This is a genomic window from Streptomyces eurocidicus, from assembly GCF_002891295.1.
GTDB classification, from domain to species: Bacteria; Actinomycetota; Actinomycetes; order Streptomycetales; family Streptomycetaceae; genus Streptomyces; species Streptomyces eurocidicus.
In genome coordinates, this window is record NZ_LGUI01000005.1 from 383,420 (window position 1) to 402,800 (window position 19,381).

At 70.9% G+C, this 19,381-nt stretch carries 18 protein-coding genes; 9 read left to right on the top strand and 9 right to left on the bottom strand.

Annotation, left to right across the window (positions count from 1 at the left end):
- Positions 1-22: 22 nt before the first annotated feature.
- Positions 23-196, bottom strand: a complete 174-nt coding sequence (locus tag AF335_RS34725; protein WP_170127725.1) for a DUF6126 family protein — start codon at positions 194-196, stop codon at positions 23-25.
- On the bottom strand, positions 193-837 hold the full coding sequence (locus tag AF335_RS18600; RefSeq protein ID WP_102919517.1) for a helix-turn-helix domain-containing protein: 645 nt from the start codon (positions 835-837) through the stop codon (positions 193-195). Before AF335_RS18600 ends, AF335_RS34725 begins: the two co-directional genes overlap by 4 nt.
- Before the next feature lie 180 nt (positions 838-1,017).
- Here AF335_RS18600 and AF335_RS18605 point away from each other — a divergent pair, with 180 nt between their 5' ends.
- From AF335_RS18605 to AF335_RS18615, 3 genes are all read left to right on the top strand, one after another.
- Complete coding sequence (locus AF335_RS18605; RefSeq protein WP_102919688.1) at positions 1,018-1,461, top strand: guanyl-specific ribonuclease; 444 nt, start codon at positions 1,018-1,020, stop codon at positions 1,459-1,461.
- Between the two features lie 120 nt (positions 1,462-1,581).
- Entirely contained in the window at positions 1,582-3,291 is a 1,710-nt protein-coding gene (locus AF335_RS18610) for a coagulation factor 5/8 type domain-containing protein (RefSeq protein WP_228773562.1), read from the top strand.
- A gap of 92 nt (positions 3,292-3,383) precedes the next feature.
- On the top strand, positions 3,384-4,586 hold the full coding sequence (locus tag AF335_RS18615) for a cytochrome P450 family protein (protein ID WP_102919519.1): 1,203 nt from the start codon (positions 3,384-3,386) through the stop codon (positions 4,584-4,586).
- A 19-nt stretch (positions 4,587-4,605) separates the two neighbouring features.
- Here the strand turns inward: AF335_RS18615 and AF335_RS18620 are convergent, their stop codons facing one another.
- Complete coding sequence (locus AF335_RS18620) at positions 4,606-5,319, bottom strand: DUF6875 domain-containing protein (RefSeq protein ID WP_102919520.1); 714 nt, start codon at positions 5,317-5,319, stop codon at positions 4,606-4,608.
- Positions 5,320-5,444: 125 nt separating this feature from the next.
- Entirely contained in the window at positions 5,445-6,074 is a 630-nt protein-coding gene (locus tag AF335_RS18625; RefSeq protein WP_170127743.1) for a LysE family translocator, read from the bottom strand.
- A gap of 310 nt (positions 6,075-6,384) precedes the next feature.
- Here AF335_RS18625 and AF335_RS18630 point away from each other — a divergent pair, with 310 nt between their 5' ends.
- The 6 genes from AF335_RS18630 to AF335_RS18655 all read left to right on the top strand — a co-directional run bounded on the left by AF335_RS18630 (position 6,385) and on the right by AF335_RS18655 (position 12,304).
- The gene (locus tag AF335_RS18630) at positions 6,385-7,104 is read left to right on the top strand and encodes a GntR family transcriptional regulator (RefSeq protein ID WP_102919689.1); all 720 of its coding nucleotides are present in this window, start codon (positions 6,385-6,387) and stop codon (positions 7,102-7,104) included.
- A gap of 253 nt (positions 7,105-7,357) precedes the next feature.
- The gene (locus AF335_RS18635; RefSeq protein ID WP_102919522.1) at positions 7,358-8,368 is read left to right on the top strand and encodes a sugar ABC transporter substrate-binding protein; all 1,011 of its coding nucleotides are present in this window, start codon (positions 7,358-7,360) and stop codon (positions 8,366-8,368) included.
- Positions 8,365-9,417, top strand: coding sequence for an ABC transporter permease (locus tag AF335_RS18640; RefSeq protein ID WP_228773550.1), 1,053 nt, complete (start codon positions 8,365-8,367; stop codon positions 9,415-9,417). The genes AF335_RS18635 and AF335_RS18640 overlap by 4 nt, the downstream gene beginning before the upstream one ends.
- 118 nt (positions 9,418-9,535) lie before the next feature.
- On the top strand, positions 9,536-10,357 hold the full coding sequence (locus tag AF335_RS18645; RefSeq protein ID WP_102919523.1) for an ATP-binding cassette domain-containing protein: 822 nt from the start codon (positions 9,536-9,538) through the stop codon (positions 10,355-10,357).
- 238 nt (positions 10,358-10,595) lie between these two features.
- The gene (locus AF335_RS18650) at positions 10,596-11,714 is read left to right on the top strand and encodes an ROK family glucokinase (RefSeq protein ID WP_102919524.1); all 1,119 of its coding nucleotides are present in this window, start codon (positions 10,596-10,598) and stop codon (positions 11,712-11,714) included.
- An 8-nt stretch (positions 11,715-11,722) separates the two neighbouring features.
- Positions 11,723-12,304, top strand: a complete 582-nt coding sequence (locus AF335_RS18655; protein ID WP_221505582.1) for a hypothetical protein — start codon at positions 11,723-11,725, stop codon at positions 12,302-12,304.
- A gap of 300 nt (positions 12,305-12,604) precedes the next feature.
- Here the strand turns inward: AF335_RS18655 and AF335_RS18660 are convergent, their stop codons facing one another.
- The 5 genes from AF335_RS18660 to AF335_RS18680 form a co-directional block, all read right to left on the bottom strand.
- Complete coding sequence (locus AF335_RS18660) at positions 12,605-13,621, bottom strand: zinc-dependent alcohol dehydrogenase family protein (RefSeq protein ID WP_102919525.1); 1,017 nt, start codon at positions 13,619-13,621, stop codon at positions 12,605-12,607.
- An 83-nt stretch (positions 13,622-13,704) separates the two neighbouring features.
- The gene (locus AF335_RS35770; RefSeq protein ID WP_244927085.1) at positions 13,705-15,180 is read right to left on the bottom strand and encodes an HD domain-containing protein; all 1,476 of its coding nucleotides are present in this window, start codon (positions 15,178-15,180) and stop codon (positions 13,705-13,707) included.
- A gap of 41 nt (positions 15,181-15,221) precedes the next feature.
- Positions 15,222-16,415 (bottom strand): cytochrome P450, encoded by a 1,194-nt coding sequence (locus AF335_RS18670; protein WP_211304113.1) that lies wholly within the window; start codon positions 16,413-16,415, stop codon positions 15,222-15,224.
- A gap of 52 nt (positions 16,416-16,467) precedes the next feature.
- Positions 16,468-17,241: a thioesterase II family protein gene (locus tag AF335_RS18675; protein WP_211304114.1), complete on the bottom strand. Its 774-nt coding sequence runs from the start codon at positions 17,239-17,241 to the stop codon at positions 16,468-16,470.
- A gap of 31 nt (positions 17,242-17,272) precedes the next feature.
- Positions 17,273-19,381 (bottom strand): amino acid adenylation domain-containing protein, encoded by a 2,109-nt coding sequence (locus AF335_RS18680; protein ID WP_244927086.1) that lies wholly within the window; start codon positions 19,379-19,381, stop codon positions 17,273-17,275.

Genomic DNA, 19,381 nt, shown 5'->3' on the forward strand with positions numbered 1-19,381 from the left:
TCCAGAACCGGGCGCCGCGCGCTCACCCCCCGGCCAGATAGAACAGGAGGAAGAGGAAGGCGGCGAAGAAGTGCACGGCCACGAGGTAGATGATCACGCGGACCGTCATCCCCATCGGGGCCCGGTCCTCCTCGTTCATGTGCCGGACGGCGGGTTCCCCGGTGCGTCCGTCCAGGCGTCCGTTGACGGGTGTCATGGCATTCCCCTCCGGGTCGGCGTCGCGCCCCCGAGGCACAGCTCGGTCGCGGCGCTCTGCATCAGCGTGTGCATGAACAGCAGGTCCACCCCGCCGGGCGAGGCCGCGGCGATGCGGTGCGGAGTCAGCGAGTCGAAGTGGGCGGCGTCGCCCGCGTCCAGCAGGTGGGTGGACTCGCCGAGCGTCAGCCGCAGCCGGCCGGACGTGACGTAGAGCCACTCCTCGCCCGGGTGCACCCGCACCAGCTCCGCCTGGCCGCCCCCGCCCGGCGGCACGTGCAGCCGCAGGGCCTGCATGGCCCGCCCCGAGCCGCCCGCCCGCCAGTACGTCCAGCCGCCGGCCTCCTGCGGCTCCATCCGGTCGCTCCGCACGATCGGGTCCCGCTCCGGGATCGCCTCGCCGAGGAGGTCGGATACCGTCGTCCCGTACGTACGCGCCAGCGCCAGCAGCATCGGCAGCGACGGGGTGCGGCGGCCGGTCTCCAGCCGTGACAGGTGGGCGGGCGACAGGCCCACCCGCCCGGCCGCGGCCTCCAGGGTCAGGCCGCTGCGGCGGCGCAGGTCGCGCAGGCGGGGGGCGACGGCCGGGAGGTCCTCTCCGGGGCCGCCGCCGTCCGGTGGGGCCGGGGTGCTCTGGCTCATGGTTCCGGTATAGACCCGCTGTGCCTCAGAGGCAAAGGTTTTGCCTCTGAGGCAAAACCGCAGAGGACGAACGGTCGATTCCGGGTGAACGGCGGCCGGCCTCGGTGAACCTCCCGGAAACATTGCCCGTTCAATATTGACTCACCGGTAGCTACGCGCGTCATCCTTGTGGTCATGAACATGACTAACCCCCCACGCGTCGCCCGCTCCCGCCGCCTCGTCCGGGGCACCGCCCTGGCCGGCGCCCTCGTCTCCGCCCTGCTCCTCGGCGGACCCGCCCTGGCCGCCACGCCCCCGGCCCCGGCCGCCGTCGCGGCCGCCCCCGCCGCCGTGAAGACCGTCGGCGACATCTGTTACTCGGACCTGCCCTCGCAGGCCCACGACACCATCCGCCTGATCGACGCCGGCGGCCCCTTCCCGTACCCGAAGGACGGCACCGTCTTCACCAACCGCGAGGGCGTCCTGCCGAAGCAGACCTCCGGCTACTACCACGAGTACACGGTCACGACCCCGGGCTCCCCGGACCGCGGCGCCCGACGGATCGTCACCGGGAAGCAGACCCACGAGGACTACTACACAGGCGACCACTACGAGACCTTCGACCTGGTCGACTTCACCTGCTGACCCGCCCGCTGAACCATCCGCCCGCGGGTCCGTACACCGACGGGTGAAGGTCCCGCCGCCGTCCGCCACGGCGGCGGGACCTTCGGCTTCCATGGCCGGGTGAGACTCACCGCCGCCCTGCTGGCCGCCACCGCGTGCCTCGCCCTCGCCCAGACCCCCGCCGCGCCCCGCGCCGGCGCCCCCGGCGACGCCCCCGACCTGGGCCCGAACGTCCACGTCTTCGACCCGTCGATGCCGAGGGCCGTGGTGCAGCGCGAGGTGGACGAGGTCTTCCGGCGGCAGGAGCGCGCCCAGTTCGGCGAGGGCCGCCACGCGCTGCTGTTCAAGCCGGGCAGCTACGACGTGGATATCAACGTCGGCTTCTCCACCCAGGTCGCGGGCCTCGGGCGGTCCCCGGACGACGTCCTCGTCCGGGGCGCGGTGCGCGCCGAGGCCGACTGGTTCCAGGGCAACGCCACCCAGAACTTCTGGCGTTCGGCCGAGAACCTCTCCGTCCTCCCGCCCTCCGGCGCCGACCGCTGGGCCGTCTCGCAGGCCGCTCCGTACCGCCGCATGCACGTCCGCGGCGATCTCCTCCTGGACGACGGCGGCTGGTCCAGCGGCGGCCTGCTCGCCGACTCGCTGATCGACGGCCGGGTCCGGGCGGGCACCCAGCAGCAATGGCTCACCCGCGACAGCGAGTTCGCCGGCTGGACCGGCGCCACCTGGAACATGGTCTTCGTCGGCGTCCGGAACGCCCCCTCGGACCGCGGCTACCCCACGCCGCCCCACACCCGCGTCGACCGGACACCGGTCGTGCGCGAGAAGCCGTTCCTGTACGTCGACGGGGCCGGGGCCTACCGCGTCCAGGTGCCCGCCCTGCGCACCGGCGGGCAGGGCACCACCTGGGCCCACGGCGCCCGCCCGGCGGGGGAGTCGCGCCCGCTCGGCCGGTTCCACCTCGTGCGGCCCGGGGCCGGCGCGGCGGGCGTCCAGGCGGCGCTCGACCGCGGCCGGGACCTGCTGTTCACCCCCGGCGTCCACCACCTGGACCGCACCTTGCGCGTCACCCGCCCCGGCACCGTCGTCCTGGGCCTCGGCCTCGCCACGCTCGTCCCCGACCACGGCGGCACCGCGCTGTCCGTCGCCGACGTCGACGGGGTCCGGCTCGCGGGCCTGCTGATCGACGCGGGGCCCGTCGCCTCGCCCACGCTGCTGGAGATCGGCCCGCCGGGCGCGCGGCGGCGGCACGCCGCCGACCCCGTCTCCCTCCACGACGTCTTCTTCCGGATCGGCGGCGCCGGCCCCGGCCGGGCCGCCCGCAGCCTGGTCGTCAACAGCTCCGACGTGATCGGCGACAACCTCTGGCTGTGGCGCGCCGACCACGGCGACGGCGTCGGCTGGACCGTCAACACCGCCGACCACGGGCTGATCGTCAACGGCGACGACGTCACGGTGTACGGGCTGTTCGTCGAGCACTACCAGCGCCACCAGACGCTCTGGCGGGGCGAGCGCGGCCGGACGTACTTCTTCCAGAACGAGCTGCCCTACGACCCGCCGCGACAGGCCGCCTGGCGGGAGGGCGCCCACCGGGGCTACCCGGCGTACGAGGTCGCGGCCGGCGTCACCCGGCACGAGGCATGGGGGCTCGGCAGCTACTGCAACTTCACGGCCGACCCGCGCGTCGTCGCCGACCGCGCGTTCGCGGCACCCCACCGGCCCGGGGTGCGCCTCCACCACCTCGTCACCGTCTCCCTCGGCGGCAAGGGGGTGATCCGGCACGTCGTCAACGGCACCGGCGGTCCCTCCGACGCGCGCCACCGGGTGGCCCACCTCGCCGAGTACCCGTAGACCGGGCCCACCGGTTACCGGACAGGTGTCCGGAAATCGCTCTTGAGGCCACCCGTCGTGCCGGGGACGATCTTCCGGAGCGAGGGGGAGCCATGGGGGCGCACACGAGCGAGACCGTCGATCTGGCGGCGTTGGGGGACGCGTTCGCCAGAGACCCGCACCCGGTCTACGCCGGACTGCGGGAGCGGGGGCCCGTGCACCACGTACGGATGCCGGAGGGCTCCGTCGCCTGGCTCGTCGTCGGCTACGAGGAGGCGCGGGCCGCGCTCAGCGACCCCCGCCTGTCGAAGGACTGGCGGAGCGTGTCGCCGTCGCTCGGGCTGAAGACCGTGGCCTCGGGCCCGCACATGCTCACCCTCGACCCGCCGGACCACACCCGGCTGCGCAAGCTCGTCGCCAAGGAGTTCACCCCGAAGCGGGTCGACGCCCTGGCGCCCCGGGTCCAGGAGCTGACCGACGGCCTGCTGGACGCCATGCTGGCCGCGCCGGACCGCCGCGCCGACCTCGTCGACGCCCTGTCCTTCCCGCTGCCCATGGGCGTCATCTGCGAACTGCTCGGCGTGCCGTCCCTGGACCGGGAGTCCTTCCGCGACTGGTCGAACACCGCCGTCGGATCCGCGCCGGCGGCCGAGAAGGCCGTCGCCGCCGGCGCGATGCACGCCTATCTGGAGGAGCTGGTCGCGGCCAAGCGGGCCCGGCCCGGCGACGACCTGCTGAGCGACCTGGTCCGCGCCACGGACGAGGACGGCGACCGGCTCTCGCCCGAGGAGCTCCTCGGCACCGCCTGGATCCTGCTCGTGGCCGGCCACGAGACGACCGGGAACCTCATCACGAACGCGGTCCTCACCCTGCTCACGCACCCCGAGCAGCTGGCGGCCCTGCGCGCCGACCCGGGCCTGCTGGACGGCGCCGTGGAGGAGACGCTGCGCTACGAGGGCCCGCTGGAGACCCCGACGTACCGCTTCACCACCGAGCCCGTCGAGATCGGCGGCACGGTGATACCCGGCGGCGGCGAGCTCGTCCTGCCCGTCATCTCCGACGCCAACCGCGACCCCGCCCGCTTCGCCGACCCGGGCCGCTTCGACATCCGCCGCGACGCGCGCGGCCACGTCACCTTCGGCCACGGCATCCACTACTGCCTGGGCGCGCCGCTGGCCCGCCTGGAGGCCAGGACCGCACTCCGGACCGTCCTGGAGCGCTGCCCCGGCCTCGCCCTGGACGCCCATCCGGACGCCCTGCCCTGGCGCGAGGGCCTGTTCATCCGCGGCCCGCACCGGCTGCCGGTCCGCTTCTGACCCCCGCCGGGCCGCCCGCTCAGTCCGGCGGCCGGGGCTCGGGCCGCGCCAGCTCCTCCCGGGCCCGGGCCAGCTCCTCCCGGGCCCGGATCCTGGTGTCCGGGCTCGCCGACCGCTGGTGCTCCAGGAAGGACTCCACGAAGCCGGCGCGCCGGGCCGGCGGATAGCGCCGCTCTGTCAGGAACGGCAGGTCGTTGGTGACCATGCTGCGCGCGACGAGCAGCGGGGTGTCGCTGTGCAACGGCCGGAAATCGGGGTTGTGCAGCCCCGGTCCGGGGTGTCCGGGGAAGAACTCGCCGAGCATCATGCCGTCGGCCACGAACTCGGGCTTGGCCCGGTCGTGCACCCGGACGACGGTCTCCGCCGCCGCCCCCGGCAGGACGAGCACGATCGTCTTGTCGATGGTGTGCTGCCCGCCGCGCGGCTCCATGGCCAGCCAGTGCGCCTTGAGCGCGGCGACCGCCGCGGTCAGCCCGGCCTCGTCGGTCACAAGGGGCTCGGCCAGGGCGTAGCGGATCAGGCCCAGGCGCTGCGAGAGCGGTACGAAGGGGCAGACCGCGCCCCTGCGGCCGAGGTCCGGGTGGGGCCGGGCGACATGGTCGCGGACCCAGTCGCGGACGGGGCGGAGACGGTCGTGGCCGCCGGCGGCCGGCTCGTCGTACAGCCGGATGCGGGAGAGGACGGCCGCCGGGCCGCCGCTCGAAGGGTCGTGGTGTCCGTGTCCATGGCTCATGGCTCGGTCCCCCAGTCAATGTGTCCGGTAAACACAAAAACGAGTCAGACCGGGAGCGAGGTTGAGCTTTGCGGGCAAAGTCGCTCGATCGTGTCGGTACCGGACAGGCAACAGGACCAGGCGAACTACGCCGCCAGCGCGGAGCCGAACTCCACCAGCAGTAAGCCGGAGGCCGCCAGCAGCAGTACCCCCGAGCCGCCGAGCAGCAGGCGGTAGCCCCGGGTGCCGATCCGGTGGCGGGCCCGGGCTACCGCCACCGCGAGCGCGGCCTTGCTGCCGACCAGCAGGGCGTAGAAGCCGAAGAGGAAGCCGCCGGCGCCGGGCGGGCCGTGCCGCCAGGCCGCCACCAGCAGCGGCGCCCCGGTCGTCAGCCAGAACATCCACGGGTGCGGGCTGAGCAGGTTGACCAGCGCGCCCTGCCACAGGGTCCGCCGCCCCGCGGCCCGCGCTTCCCCGGTGTCCCGCGCCGTGGGCACCTCGGCCGTCCGCGCCTCGCGCAGCGTCGTCACGGCCAGCCAGGCCAGGAACAGGCCGCCCAGCACCCCGCCGACGGCGATCGCCCGCTCCGGCAGCACGGCCAGCACGGTCACGGAGAGGACGATCACCGGCAGATCGGTGAGCAGGGGCACCGCGGCCACCCGCAGCCCCACGCCGAGGCCGCCGCGCAGCGTCCCGGACAGCACCAGTGCGAGCAGGGGGCCCGGGCTGATCCCCGCGCTGAAGCCCAGCGCCACCCCCAGAGCCAGCTCTTCCACGGCCTCGCCCTCCCTCCGGCCCTTCCCTCGGGGCACTCGCGGTGCCCGGAACGCAGCTGACATCGGCGGATGGACAAGCCCTCAAGAGGAATTACCGGAAATATCCCGGAATCCATAGGACTTCGCCACTGTCATCTGTATTGCACAAGACGCGACCGCAAGGCACGGAGTTGACGGCTTCGTCACCCGTATCGGTCAGCCCGCCCCCGGGAAGTGCGCATGTCCGGACAACCTGACCTCCGAACTTCCCGTCATCCGGTCCCGCGGTTACGCTCCCAGCGTGTCGACGCACCGATCCCTCCAGTTCAGCCTGGACCGCAGCAGCCCCGTACCGCTCTACTACCAGCTGTCGCAGCAGCTCGAGGCGGCGATCGAGCAGGGGGGCCTGGCCCCGGGCAGTCTGCTCGGCAATGAGATCGACCTCGCCGCGCGGCTAGGGCTGTCCCGGCCCACCGTCCGGCAGGCCATCCAGTCGCTGGTGGACAAAGGGCTGCTCGTCCGCCGCCGTGGCGTCGGTACCCAGGTACTGCACAGCCAGGTCAGGCGCCCGCTGGAGCTGAGCAGCCTCTACGACGACCTGGAGGCGGCCGGCCAGCAGCCCGCCACCCGGGTCCTGCTGCACACCACCGAGCCCGCCGGCGCGCGCGTCGCCGCGGCCCTCGGCGTCCCCGAGGGCACCGAGGTGGTGCTCGTCGAGCGGCTGCGCCTCGCCCACGGCGAACCCATGGCGCATCTGCGCAACCACCTGCCCGTCGGCCTGCTCGACCTCGACGGCGGCGGACTGGCCGCGACCGGCCTCTACCGGCTGATCCGGTCCGCCGGCATCACCCTGCACAGCGCCCGGCAGACGGTCGGCGCGCGCGCCGCGACCGCCGCGGAGAGCGGACTGCTGGGCGAGCCGGAAGGGGCGCCGCTGCTCACCATGGAACGGACGACGTACGACGACACGGGGCGCGCCGTGGAGTTCGGCTCCCACGTCTACCGGGCCTCGCGCTACTCCTTCGACTTCCAGCTGCTCGTCCGCCCGTAGCCTTGCCGGACGGGCCCGCCGGGGCGGCCACGGACGGGCCCGGCGGCTTCTGTGTCGTCAGAATGTTCGGACAAAGTCTTGACTCGGTGTGGTGGGCGCCGCTAAAAATCCACCCACATACAGCAGCCCGGAGAGGTACCCCCAAAAGCCCCCGCGGTCAGCGGTGACGGATGGTGACGGATACTTGGGCGGTTGGGCCCGCAGGACCGGGGCCCGGCCGCACCGTGACAGACAGTGAGAAGGGCAACTCCTCGTGGCAAGGCTTCGGACAGGCGTACGTGCGGTGAGCGCCGTGCTGGCAGCGGTGCTCGGCGCCTCCTTGGCGGGGTGCAGCGCTACGGGCGGCAAGCGCGCGGAGGAGCGGGCGGCCAAGGCGGCCCAGGGGCACGCCGCGGTGGACACGCCCCGCTGGACCTTCGCGATGGTCACCCACTCGGGCGATGGCGACACCTTCTGGGACATCGTCCAGAGCGGTGCCAAGCAGGCGGCCGCCAAGGACAACATCAAGTTCCTCTACGCCCATGACGTGGAGGGCAACAAGCAGGCCCAGAACGTCCAGGCCATGATCGACCAGAAGGTCGACGGCCTGATCGTCACCCTCGCCAAGCCCGACGCCATGAAGGACGTCATCGCGAAGGCGAAGAAGGCCGGCATCCCGGTGATCACGGTGAACTCGGGCTCCGAGAAGTCCAAGGAGTTCGGCGCGCTCACCCACATCGGCCAGGACGAGGTGATCGCCGGCGAGGCCGTCGGCGAGCAGCTCAACGAGCGCGGCAGGAAGAAGGCCGTCTGCGTCCTGCACGAGCAGGGCAACGTCGGCCACGAGCAGCGCTGCGAGGGCGTGAAGAAGTCCTTCAAGGGCGAGCTGCAGAACCTCTACGTCGAGGGCACCAACATGCCCAACGTGCAGTCGTCCATCGAGGCGAAGCTCCAGTCGGACAAGGACATCGACGCCGTCGTCACCCTCGGCGCCCCCTTCGCGCCCACCGCGGTCAAGGCCGCGGAGCAGGCCGGCAGCAAGGCCGAGGTCGACACCTTCGACCTCAACGCCAAGGTCGCCGACGCCCTGCAGTCCGGCAAGCTCGGCTTCGCCGTCGACCAGGACCCGTACCTCCAGGGCTACGAGGCCGTCGACCTGCTGTGGCTCTACCGCTACAACCGCGACATGCTCGGCGGCGGCCGCCCGGTCCTGACCGGCCCGCAGATCGTCACCAAGGACGACGCCAAGATCCTCGCCGACTTCACCAAGCGGGGCACGCGATGAGCGCGCCCGCGACCGCACCCGCCCAGGACACGGCCGCCGACCGGTCGGCGCACCGCTCGCACCTGCGCCGGCTGCTCGGCCGCCCCGAGCTCGGCGCGGTCGTCGGCGCCGCCGCGGTCTTCGTCTTCTTCTCGACCGTCGCCGACAGCTTCCTCCAGGCGTCCAGCCTGTCGACGGTGCTCTACGCCTCCTCGACCATCGGCATCATGGCCGTCCCGGTGGCGCTGCTCATGATCGGCGGCGAGTTCGACCTGTCGGCCGGTGTGATGGTGACCAGCGCCGCACTGGTCTCCTCGATGTTCAGCTACCAGATGACGGCCAACGTCTGGGTGGGCGCCGGCGTCTCGCTGCTCACCATGCTGGCCATCGGCTTCTTCAACGGCTTCGTCCTCACCCGCACCAAGCTGCCCAGCTTCATCATCACGCTGGCCACGTTCCTGATGCTGACCGGCTTGAACCTGGGCTTCACCAAGCTCATCAGCGGCACGGTCTCCACCAAGACCATCGGTGACATGGAGGGCTTCGAGTCCGCCCGCGCGGTCTTCGCCTCGCACCTGACGATCGGCGGCGTCGACCTCCAGGTCACCATCCTGTGGTGGCTCGGCCTGGTAGCCCTGGCCACCTGGATCCTGCTGCGCACCCGCGCCGGCAACTGGATCTTCGCGGTCGGCGGCAACTCCGACGCGGCCCGCGCCGTGGGCGTCCCCGTCAAGGGCACCAAGATCGGCCTGTATATGGCGGTCGCCTTCTGCGCCTGGGTCTCCGGACAGCACCTGCTGATGTCCTACGACGTGGTGCAGTCCGGCGAGGGCGTGGGCAACGAGCTCCTGTACATCATCGCGGCCGTCATCGGCGGCTGCCTGATGACCGGCGGCTACGGCTCGGCCATCGGCTCCGCGGTCGGCGCGTTCATCTTCGGCATGACCAGCAAGGGCATCGTCTACGCCCAGTGGGACCCGGACTGGTTCAAGTTCTTCCTGGGCGCGATGCTGCTGCTGGCGACGCTGCTGAACGCATGGGTCCGCAAGCGGGCGGAGGCGAGCAAGTGAGCGACGCACGCGCGGCCGCCGGGCCGCAGGCAATCACGATGGCCGCACTTCCGCGCCGCGTGGGCGGAGACGGGGGTACCTCCCGGGCGTCAGCTCCGGGGGAGAACGGGAGGCACTCGTGAGTGCTCTGGTCAAGCTGACGGACGTCAGCAAGTTCTACGGGAGCATCCGGGCCCTCGAAGGGGTCTCCCTGGAGGTCCACGCGGGTGAGATCACCTGTGTGCTCGGTGACAACGGCGCCGGCAAGTCCACCCTCATCAAGATCATCGCGGGGCTGCACCAGCACGACGCCGGCTCCTTCGAGATCGAGGGCGAGGAGACCCGTCTCGGCTCGCCCCGCGAGGCCCTGGACCGCGGCATCGCCACGGTCTACCAGGACCTCGCGGTCGTCCCGCTGATGCCCGTCTGGCGGAACTTCTTCCTCGGCTCCGAGCCGACGAAGGGCTTCGGCCCCCTCAAGCGCCTCGACGCCGCGCGGATGCGCGAGATCACCCGCGCGGAGCTGCTGCGCATGGGCATCGACCTGCGCGACGTCGACCAGCCCATCGGGACGCTGTCCGGCGGCGAGCGGCAGTGCGTGGCGATCGCCCGCGCCGTCTACTTCGGCGCGAAGGTCCTCGTCCTCGACGAGCCGACGGCGGCACTCGGTGTCAAGCAGTCGGGCGTGGTGCTGAAGTACGTGGCCGCGGCCCGGGACGCGGGCCTCGGCGTGGTGCTGATCACCCACAACCCGCACCACGCGTACCTGGTCGGCGACCGCTTCGTGCTCCTCAAGCGCGGTGGGATGGCCGGCAGCCACGCCAAGTCGGAGATCGCCCTGGACGAGCTGACCCGCCAGATGGCGGGCGGCAGCGAGCTCGACCAGCTCAGCCACGAGCTGGCGCGGGCGACCGGCCCGGACGTGATCGGCGGCAAACGGGTCGCCACCGACGAGGGCTGACGCCCCCCGTCCCCCTTTTTCATGATCGTCGGACGGGCCGGATTTTCCGGCCCGTCCGGCGTTTCGGCGACCGGGAGCCCCCGGGGGAGCGCCACCGCGATGCGGTACCAAGCGCGCCGGTGAGGCACAATCGCACCGACCGTAACCATCGAGGGACCCCCTCCAGAGACCACCGCGGGGACGACGACACCGTGCGAGCACGCAGCCGTACCGCCAGGCCCCACACCGTGGAGGCGTCATGAGCATGTACCGCGAGCTCCACCGGGGCGCGGCCAGAGCCACCGTGCTCCGCACCGTCGGAACCCGCGAGCGCCGCTCGCACCTCACCGCCCCCCGGGTCCCCACCGTCGGCATCGACATCGGCGGCACCAAGGTCATGGCGGGCGTCGTGGACGCCGACGGCAACATCCTGGAGAAGCTCCGCACGGAGACCCCGGACAAGTCCAAGAGCCCCAAGGTCGTCGAGGACACGATCACGGAGCTGGTCCTGGACCTCTCCGACCGGCACGACGTGCACGCCGTGGGCATCGGCGCCGCCGGCTGGGTCGACGCCGACCGCAACCGCGTCCTGTTCGCCCCGCACCTGTCCTGGCGCAACGAGCCCCTGCGCGACCGCCTGGCCGGCCGGCTCGCCGTCCCGGTCATGGTCGACAACGACGCCAACACCGCCGCCTGGGCGGAATGGCGCTTCGGCGCCGGCCGGGGCGAGGACCATCTGGTGATGATCACCCTGGGCACCGGGATCGGCGGCGCCATCCTGGAGGACGGCCAGGTCAAGCGGGGCAAGTACGGGGTCGCCGGCGAGTTCGGCCATATGCAGGTCGTCCCCGGCGGGCACCGCTGTCCGTGCGGCAACCGCGGCTGCTGGGAGCAGTACAGCTCCGGCAACGCCCTGGTCCGCGAGGCCCGCGAACTGGCCGCCGCCGAGTCCCCGGTCGCGTACGGCATCATCGACCGCGTCGGCGGCAACATCTCCGAGATCACCGGACCGCTCATCACCGAGCTGGCCCGCTCCGGCGACGCCATGTGCGTGGAGCTGCTCCAGGACATCGGCCAGTGGCTCGGCGTCGGCATCGCCAACCTCGCCGCCGCCCTGGACCCGTCCTGCTTCGTCATCGGCGGTGGCGTCAGCGCCGCCGACGACCTGCTGATCGCCCCCGCCCGGGACGCCTTCCGCCGCCACCTCACCGGCCGCGGCTACCGTCCGGAGGCCCGTATCGTCAAGGCACAGCTCGGCCCCGAGGCCGGCATGGTCGGCGCCGCCGACCTGGCCCGGCTCGTCGCCCGCCGCTTCCGCCGCGCCAACCGGCGCCGCGTGGAGCGCTACGAGCGCTACGCGCGCGCGGGCCGCGGGTGACGGTCACCATGGACCACCCCGACCGCACCGACGTGCCCGGACAGGCCGACCGGGGGCCGGACCGGAAGCAGCCGGCCGCCCCCCGCCGGCACCGCTGGGTCAAGCCGCTCGTCATCTTCCTGCTCATCGCCATCCCCGCCGGCTACCTCTATATCTCCGCGATGCAGAGCCGGGGCGGCAGCGAGTCCAAGAAGGAGCAGGCCAAGGCCGTCGGCCTGGAGGAGGGCTGGCCCTCCCGGCTCCAGCGCCGCATCTACGAGGTGTGGATCCCCCCGTACTCCGCGGACGTCGCCACCTACGAGACCAACTCGTGGAAGGCCAGCTCGCTGTACGTGCAGTTCACCACCACCCGCGACGGGCTGGAGAACTTCCTCGCCAAGTCCGGCCGGAACCTCGGCGACCTGGAGGAGGGCGAGGTCACCGTCGACTCCGAGGAGGCGGCGGAGGTCGGCTGGGACTTCGGCGCCGGACACCACTGGTCGGGCACGGTGCTGGAGCAGGACAAGCCCAAGCCGTCCCTGGAGATCACGGTCAATCTGGACAATCCGCAGTATCCGAAGGTCTACCTGGTCTCCACGACCACGCCCTGAGACCGCTGTCAACCCGGACAATCCGTGGTGCCGGCGGGACTTCGACGCCCCCACGGCGACCCCTTGACCGTGTCCCCGCCACACCGGACCGACGGCCCCGAGGACGTGCCCGTACTCGTCCTCGGCCCCTCGCTGGGCACCAGGTCGTAGAGACCGTCCAGGAAGAGCGCTCAAGGCAGGCCAGGGCCTCGTGTCCCGGGGAGTCCGCACAGTCGGTGAGACGCGTCTGACAGCTCGCGAGACGACGGGCCTCCGCCGTCACCGGTTCCCGGGGCGGCCGTCCGGCGGGGCGAGCCGTAGTCAGGGATAGAGCAGTGTTTTGACGGCGCGGCGTTCGTCCATGGCACGGTAGCCCTCGGCAGCGTGGTCGAGGGGAAGAGTGAGGTCGAAGACCTTGCCGGGGTCGATGCGGCCGTCGAGGACCTGTTCGATCAAGCCGGGCAGAAAACGGCGCACGGGGGCCGGGCCGCCGCGCAGCGCCACCTGCGAGCGGAACAGCTCTCGGCCGTCGATCCGGATGCCGTGGGGGACGCCGACGAACCCGACGGTGCCGCCGGGACGGGCGGAGCGCAGGGCTTGCCGCATCGCCTCGGGTGTGCCGACGCACTCGAGCACGGCGTCGGCACCGATGCCGCCGGTCAGCTCCCTGATCCGTGCCGCGCCCTCGTCGCCGCGCTCGGCGACGAGGGCGGTGGCCCCGAGTTCCAGGGCGAGCTTCCGGCGGGAGGCATGGCGGCTCATGGTGATGATGCGTTCGGCGCCGAGCCACCTGGCGGCGATCACTCCGCAGAGGCCGACCGCACCGTCGCCGACGACCGCGACGGTGGCGCCGGGCCCGGCCCCCGCGGCCACGGCGGCGTACCAGCCGGTGCTCGCGACGTCGGAGAGGGCGAGCAGGCCGGGAATATGTTCCTCGGCCGGCCGGCGGTCGAGGGCCACCAGCGTGCCGTCGGCCAGCGGAACACGGACGTACTCGGCCTGGCAGCCGTTGATGAACTCGCCGTCCGGGCAGGACGCCTGGTATCCGGCCCGGCAGATCGCGCAGGCGTTGTCCGAGGCGAAGAACGAGCCGATGACGAATTGGCCCGGCCTGACGGAGGTGACCTCGCTGCCGGTCTCCTCGACGACGCCGACGTACTCGTGGCCGATGGGGTGTGGCGTGCCGACGGGGCTGATGCCGCGGTACTCCCACAGATCGGAGCCGCAGACGCAGGTGGCGACCACTCGTACGACCGCGTCGGTCGGGTTGACGATCTCCGGGTCCGGGACGTTCTCCACCCGGATGTCGCCGGGAGCATGGATGAATGTTGCTCGCATGAGTCTTTCCGATGTTGGGCGAGGCCGGCCCGCGACCGGCGCACCCGCCCCGCCTGGGCGGCCGGGTGCGCCGGCGTTCTCTGTCAGTTCCCGGGACCCGTACGGGGGACCCAGCCGTTGGCACCACCGGTGCGGATCAAGTCCTGCGCGTATCGCCACAGGTCTGCCGAAGCGTCCTCGATGACGGACTTCCGGGCGAGCACGTCGCCCTCCGTGACTCCTGGAGTGCGCCAGGTCCCACCACGATTGCCGTAGTTCAGCAGGAGTGGCTGGAGCCGGTCCATTGCCTTCGCGAAGCGTGCCTCGGGGGTCACCCGTGCTTCGAACTCGTCCCACAGAGCCCGGAACCGCTCGGCCTGGCCGGCGGGCAGGACGGCGAAGAGCTTCTCCGCGGCCCGCTGTTCCCTCACGTCCTGATCGGCGGCGGCCATGGTGTCGTAGATGAAGGTGTCCCCTGCGTAGATCTCCACGAGATCGTGAACGACGACCAGGGCGAGGACCTTGCCGACGTCGACGGGCTCGTCCGCGTACTCGGCGAGCACCAGGGCCATCAGAGCGAGGTGCCAGGAGTGTTCGGCGTCGTTCTCCTTGCGGTCCGCCGCCAGGAGCGGGCTTTGCCGGAAGACGTTCTTGAGCCGGTCGGCCTCGATCACGAACTCGATCTGGCGGCGCAACCGCTCGGGGGTGTCGCCGGGTTGCTGGAACGACGCGGCGAGCAGAGGCGCGTCCTGGTCCGGCTCCTGGGGCGTCAGGCGTTCCCGCGATGCTCCCGGCGGCGTCGGCGGTGCCACCGGGCCGATGGTGTCGCCGATGTCGCCGAGGATGAGGGACGCCCGGTCGGCGGGATCCACCGAGTAGAACCTTTCGTCGAGCACCCCGGACACGTGCCCGACGTGCAGCGTCAGCGAGATCTCCGACTGCTCCGCGAACCTGGCCAGAGCGAGGGCACCTTCCTCGGTCGCGTGGCAGGTGAAGACGTCGACCACGGCCCCCGGCCGGGCCGTCAGCCGCATCGCGGCCATCAGCGTCACGCCACTGGCCACCACCCCGTCGACGATCACCAAGCGGTCGGTCCGGGCGGGGAGCCGGTCGTCCACGCCGACGAGCAGGCCGCCGTCCACCGGCATGCGCTTCGCCTGCGGCGTCCAGCCCCGACGATGGGGCAGCACATCGAGCAGCTCGGCCAGGATCCGCCCCTCGCGTTCCGGGGCGATGACGGTCGCTCCCGGCACGGACGCGGCGTCCATCACCTGGACGGCAAGCATGCCGTAGATGTCGAGCAGTGCCCGCAGATAGCGCTCACGGTCCACGTCCCGGGGCGCGGGACTGTTGGCGATGGCCGTGACGGTGGCCATTCGCTCGATCACACGGGGGTCTTCGGCGGACGCGATGTGTATGTTGCCCGGCAGAATGCCCGGCGCGTGCAGGGACTTCAGCACCTGCGAGTCGAAATGGACCAGGTCACTGAACCGGGTGTCATATCGGCTCTCATAGCTCTCCACGGTACGCAGGGCGTCCGGGGAGAGTTCGGCCCAGTCCACTGTGGTGATGGTGCTCACCGGCAGCCTCCGGTTTGTGCTTCGGATACGGGTTCGCATGTCTACCGGCGCCATGGGGTGAATCTCACCGGAAGCGAGTCGAACCCCCACAGCAGATTCGACCGCAGCCGACGCACCGGGCCGGTGAGTTCGGCGGCTTCCGCGCGCCGTGTGATCTCCTCGAACATCACTGTGAGCTCGAGCCTGGCGAGTGCGGCGCCGATGCAGTAGTGGTTCCCCTGGATGAACCCAAGATGGCGGTTCGGGGAGCGCTCGATGTCGAAGCGTTCCGGGTCGGCGAAGACCGCCTCGTCACGATTCGCCGACGGCAGCCACGCTATGACGTGCTCTCCTGCGCGAATGCGCTGTCCGCCGAGTTCCACGTCCTCTCTTGCGGTGCGGAGGGCGTGCATGACCGGAGAGGTGTACCGGATCACTTCCTGGACCGCCGAAGGCATCAGGCCCGGGTTGTCCCGCAGCTTCCGCCACTGATCCGGGTTGTTGATCAGGGCCAGCAGCCCGCCCACCGTGGCGTGCCTCGTCGTCTCGTTGCCGCCGGAGATGAGCGCGTCGCAGTTGTAGAAGACCTCCTGCTCGGTCAGCGGCGCCCCGTCGATCTCGCCGCGCACCAGGGCACTCATGAGATCGTCCTGCGGATTCCGTCTCCGCTCCACGGCCAGTTCCTGGAAGTAGCAGAGGATCTCGGTGTGGGCCCGCACCTTCTCCGCCTCTTCCGCTTCGTCGAGCGCGGTGGAGCTCCAGGCGAAGCGTGTGCGGTCGACCATGAAGTCCCAGTCGGCCGGCGGAACTCCCATCATGTCGCAGATGACCGATACCGGAAGCTTCTGAGCGACACGGGTGAACTCGCACTCACCGCCTGCCATGGCGTCGTCGATGGCCTTGGCGGCGGTCCTTCGCATATTGGCTTCGAGGCGGTTGACCATTTTCGGCGTGAAAGCCGAGCTGATGACCTTCCGGATCTTGTCGTGCCGGGGAGGGTCGGTGACGTTGAGCATCTTGCCGGCCGCCGCGGCCAGGACCCGCGGACTGGAGTCCAGGCGCATCCCGTTCTCGGAACTGAAGACGTGCGGGTCGGTGAGCATGTCAGTGCACAGACGGTGCGTCATCACCGCCCAGAAGTGTTCACCGTTCGCCCGCCGGTTCAGGTAGACGGGTTGCTCGGCTCGCAGTTGAGCCCACACCAGCTCCGGATCGGACTCTTGATAGATCATCGGGTCCGACAGATCAACGTTCACTTGTTTTCTCCAGGTACATGAGGAGCCTTGGCGCCCCAGAAGTGACGTACTGTCACCGGACGACATCCAGCACGTCGTTCACAGCCTCTACGACCTCGTCCCGGTGGCTCGTCAGATAGAAATGGCCGCCGGGGAAGGAGCGGATCTCGAATCCGCCCCGGGTCACCTCCGCCCAGGCGTGCAGATCGCCGGCCTGGGCGACGTCGTCCTGCCGCCCCGTGAAGACGGTGAGGCCGGTCTGCAGCATTCGGTCGAGGCGCCCGGTGTAGGACTGTATGAGTCCGTAGTCGTTGCGGATCGCCGGCAGAAGGACCGACCTCATGTCCGGATCGTCCAACAGGGCGGCGCCGCCGGTGCCCAGGCGCTTGAGCATGGCCACGAGTTGATCGTCATCCAGACAGCGCGCGCCCTCATGACCGGCGAAGGGGCGGACGCGGTGCGGCGCGGCACACCCGGAGACCAGAAGGTGCCGGACGGTGCGCCCTCTGCCGGCGGCTTCCAGTCGGCGGACGACTTCGTAGCCGACCGCGGCGCCCATGCTGTGACCGAAGATCACCGTCGGCAGATCGAGGAACCGCGACAGCTCATGGGTGATCAGCTCGGCCAGCGTGTGCATGTCGGTGACGAAGGGCTCGCTGATCCGGTTCTCCCTGCCCGGGTACTGGATCGCCCACAACTCCACGTCGGCCGGAAGCAGGCCGCTCCAATCCCGGTAGAAGCCGGCCGTGCCGCCGGCGTGCGGGAAGCACACCAGCCGCAGGCGGGCCGACGGGGCCGGGCAGAGTGTTCTGATCCAGGGGCCGTTCGCTCGGGGTCGCGAGTTCACGGGACCTGTTTCTCCCCGCACCACCGGCCGGTCAGCCGTTCCGTGCGTCATGCGTCGCGGCCCCGGCCAGCCTGTCCGTCACCGCTGTGGCCAGTCCTTCAACGGTCGGAGACTCGAACAGGACCCGGGCCGGGATACTCACCTTCAGCCTCGTTCGGATATGCGCGATCAGACTCGCCGCGAGCAGGGAATGGCCACCCGACTGGAAGAAGTCGGCGTCGACGCTGATGCCCTGCCTTTGCAGCAGCTCTTCCCAGATGGATACCAGTGCGGCCTCGACGGGCGTACGCGGGGCGATGTGGTCGGCAGTCGTAGCGGCGCTTACTCCGAGGGCCGGGAGAGCACTCCTGTCGATCTTCCCGTTGGGCGTCAAGGGGAATGCGTCGATGGTGACGACCACGGCAGGAATCATGTACCAGGGCAGATGCCGGCGCAGGTGAGCCATCAGCTCACCGACCGAGACCCTGGTTCTCGCATGCATGACCACGTAGCACACGAGCGACTTGTTCTCCGGGTCGGTCTCGTCCACCAGAGCGACCGCTGCCCGGACCTCCGGATGCTCGGCGAGAGTCATCTCGATCTCGCCGAGCTCGATCCGGTAGCCGCGCAGCTTCACCTGGTGGTCGCGACGGCCGATGAACTCGATACCGCCCTCGGCCGCGGCGCGCACCAGATCGCCGGTGCGGTACATGCGTTCGCCCCACGCGCCGGAGAACGGATCGGGGAGGAACTTCTCCGCTGTCATCCCCGGCTTGTTGAGGTAGCCGACGGCTATCCCGCTCCCGCCGATGTACAGCTCACCGGCTGTCCCTTGCGGGACCGGGTTCATGCGGTCGTCGAGGACATAGGCGTGCACGTTCTCGATGGGGTGTCCGATGGGGACGGACCCGTGTCCGTCGCCTGTCCAGTCGGCCCCCGGTTCGTAGAGGGCCGATGTGATGGTCCCCTCGGTCGGACCGTAGACGTTGCACCACCGGATGCCGCGGCCGGTCCATTCGCGCCACGTCAGCAGGGCCTGCCGGCCGGCCTTCTCGCCGGCGACGATCATGAGTCGAAGGGACGACTCCGACGCCAGGCGCACCAGGCAGTCCTCCTCCAGGACCCAGCTGTGCCAGAAGGCGGTGGGAATGCTGAGGAACGTCGTTCCGGTGTCGATCACCTGCTGTGTCAGGGCGCGGAACGTCTGCCGGAGCGGATCGTCGCCCAGCACCAGGGTGGCTCCGTGCAGAAGCGGCGGGAAGATCTCTTCGGCGGCGGCGTCGAAGCTCAGCGATCTGCACTGCAGCACACGGTCGCCGGGGGCGAGCGCGAAGTGGTCGTTCACCGCGAAGCTGTGGTTCGCCAGGGACCGGTGTGTCACCGGCACGCCCTTCGGCCTGCCGGTGGACCCGGAAGTGTGGATGACATAGGCGATGTCCGACGGAACGGCGATGCCGGCCGACGCGATGGGCAGGGCGTCAATGCGTTCCTGGGCCCTGTCGAGATGGACGACTTCGCCGTCGTAACCGGGGAACAGCGAGCCCAGGTGCGATTGCGTCAGGAGCAACGTGACCTCGGCGTCGTCCAGTACGTACCGCAGGCGTCCGGCCGGGTAGTCGGGGTCGAGGGGGACGTATGCCGCGCCCGATTTCAGGATGCCCAGGAGGGCGGTGATCATTTGCGGTGACCGCTCGACGCACAGACCGACGCGCGAGCCCCGGCCGACGCCCCGTTCCATGAGGTACCGGGCGATCCGGCCGGACTCCTCGTCGAGCTGGAGATAGGTGAGCTGCTGGTCCTGCCAGATCAGCGCCGGCGCGAACGGCGTCCGCGCGACCTGGTCGGCGAACATGTCGTGCACACAGGCGCGTGTCCGCGCTTCCTCGGCCCTTGCCGGGTCCGTGTGACCGGGGAGATCGGCTTCCCCGTCGGCCGACCCCCGGGGATGGATGTCCGTCCAGTGTTCTTCGACGTAGTCCAGGCATTCCTGGCGACTCGCCGTCGGGTGTACGACTCGCCATCCGGGCGGCGGGTCGAGATGACCTGGCCAGAGGGAGTGCTGGCCCTTGTCGTTCGCCAGGACCTTGAACGCGTCGTCAATCGGGTCGAGCACGGTTTGCGTTTTCCTCGTCATCGGTACGGGGTGGAGGGGGTCCGGCAC

Excerpts from the sequence above, each read along its gene's own strand:
- AF335_RS34725 (WP_170127725.1), bottom strand. The coding sequence starts at position 196 with ATGACACCCGTCAACGGACGCCTGGACGGACGCACCGGGGAACCCGCC.
- AF335_RS18600 (WP_102919517.1), bottom strand. The coding sequence starts at position 837 with ATGAGCCAGAGCACCCCGGCCCCACCGGACGGCGGCGGCCCCGGAGAG.
- AF335_RS18605 (WP_102919688.1), top strand. The coding sequence starts at position 1,018 with ATGACTAACCCCCCACGCGTCGCCCGCTCCCGCCGCCTCGTCCGGGGC.
- AF335_RS18615 (WP_102919519.1), top strand. The coding sequence starts at position 3,384 with ATGGGGGCGCACACGAGCGAGACCGTCGATCTGGCGGCGTTGGGGGAC.
- AF335_RS18620 (WP_102919520.1), bottom strand. The coding sequence starts at position 5,319 with ATGAGCCATGGACACGGACACCACGACCCTTCGAGCGGCGGCCCGGCG.
- AF335_RS18640 (WP_228773550.1), top strand. The coding sequence starts at position 8,365 with ATGAGCGCGCCCGCGACCGCACCCGCCCAGGACACGGCCGCCGACCGG.
- AF335_RS18650 (WP_102919524.1), top strand. The coding sequence starts at position 10,596 with ATGAGCATGTACCGCGAGCTCCACCGGGGCGCGGCCAGAGCCACCGTG.
- AF335_RS18655 (WP_221505582.1), top strand. The coding sequence starts at position 11,723 with ATGGACCACCCCGACCGCACCGACGTGCCCGGACAGGCCGACCGGGGG.
- AF335_RS18660 (WP_102919525.1), bottom strand. The coding sequence starts at position 13,621 with ATGCGAGCAACATTCATCCATGCTCCCGGCGACATCCGGGTGGAGAAC.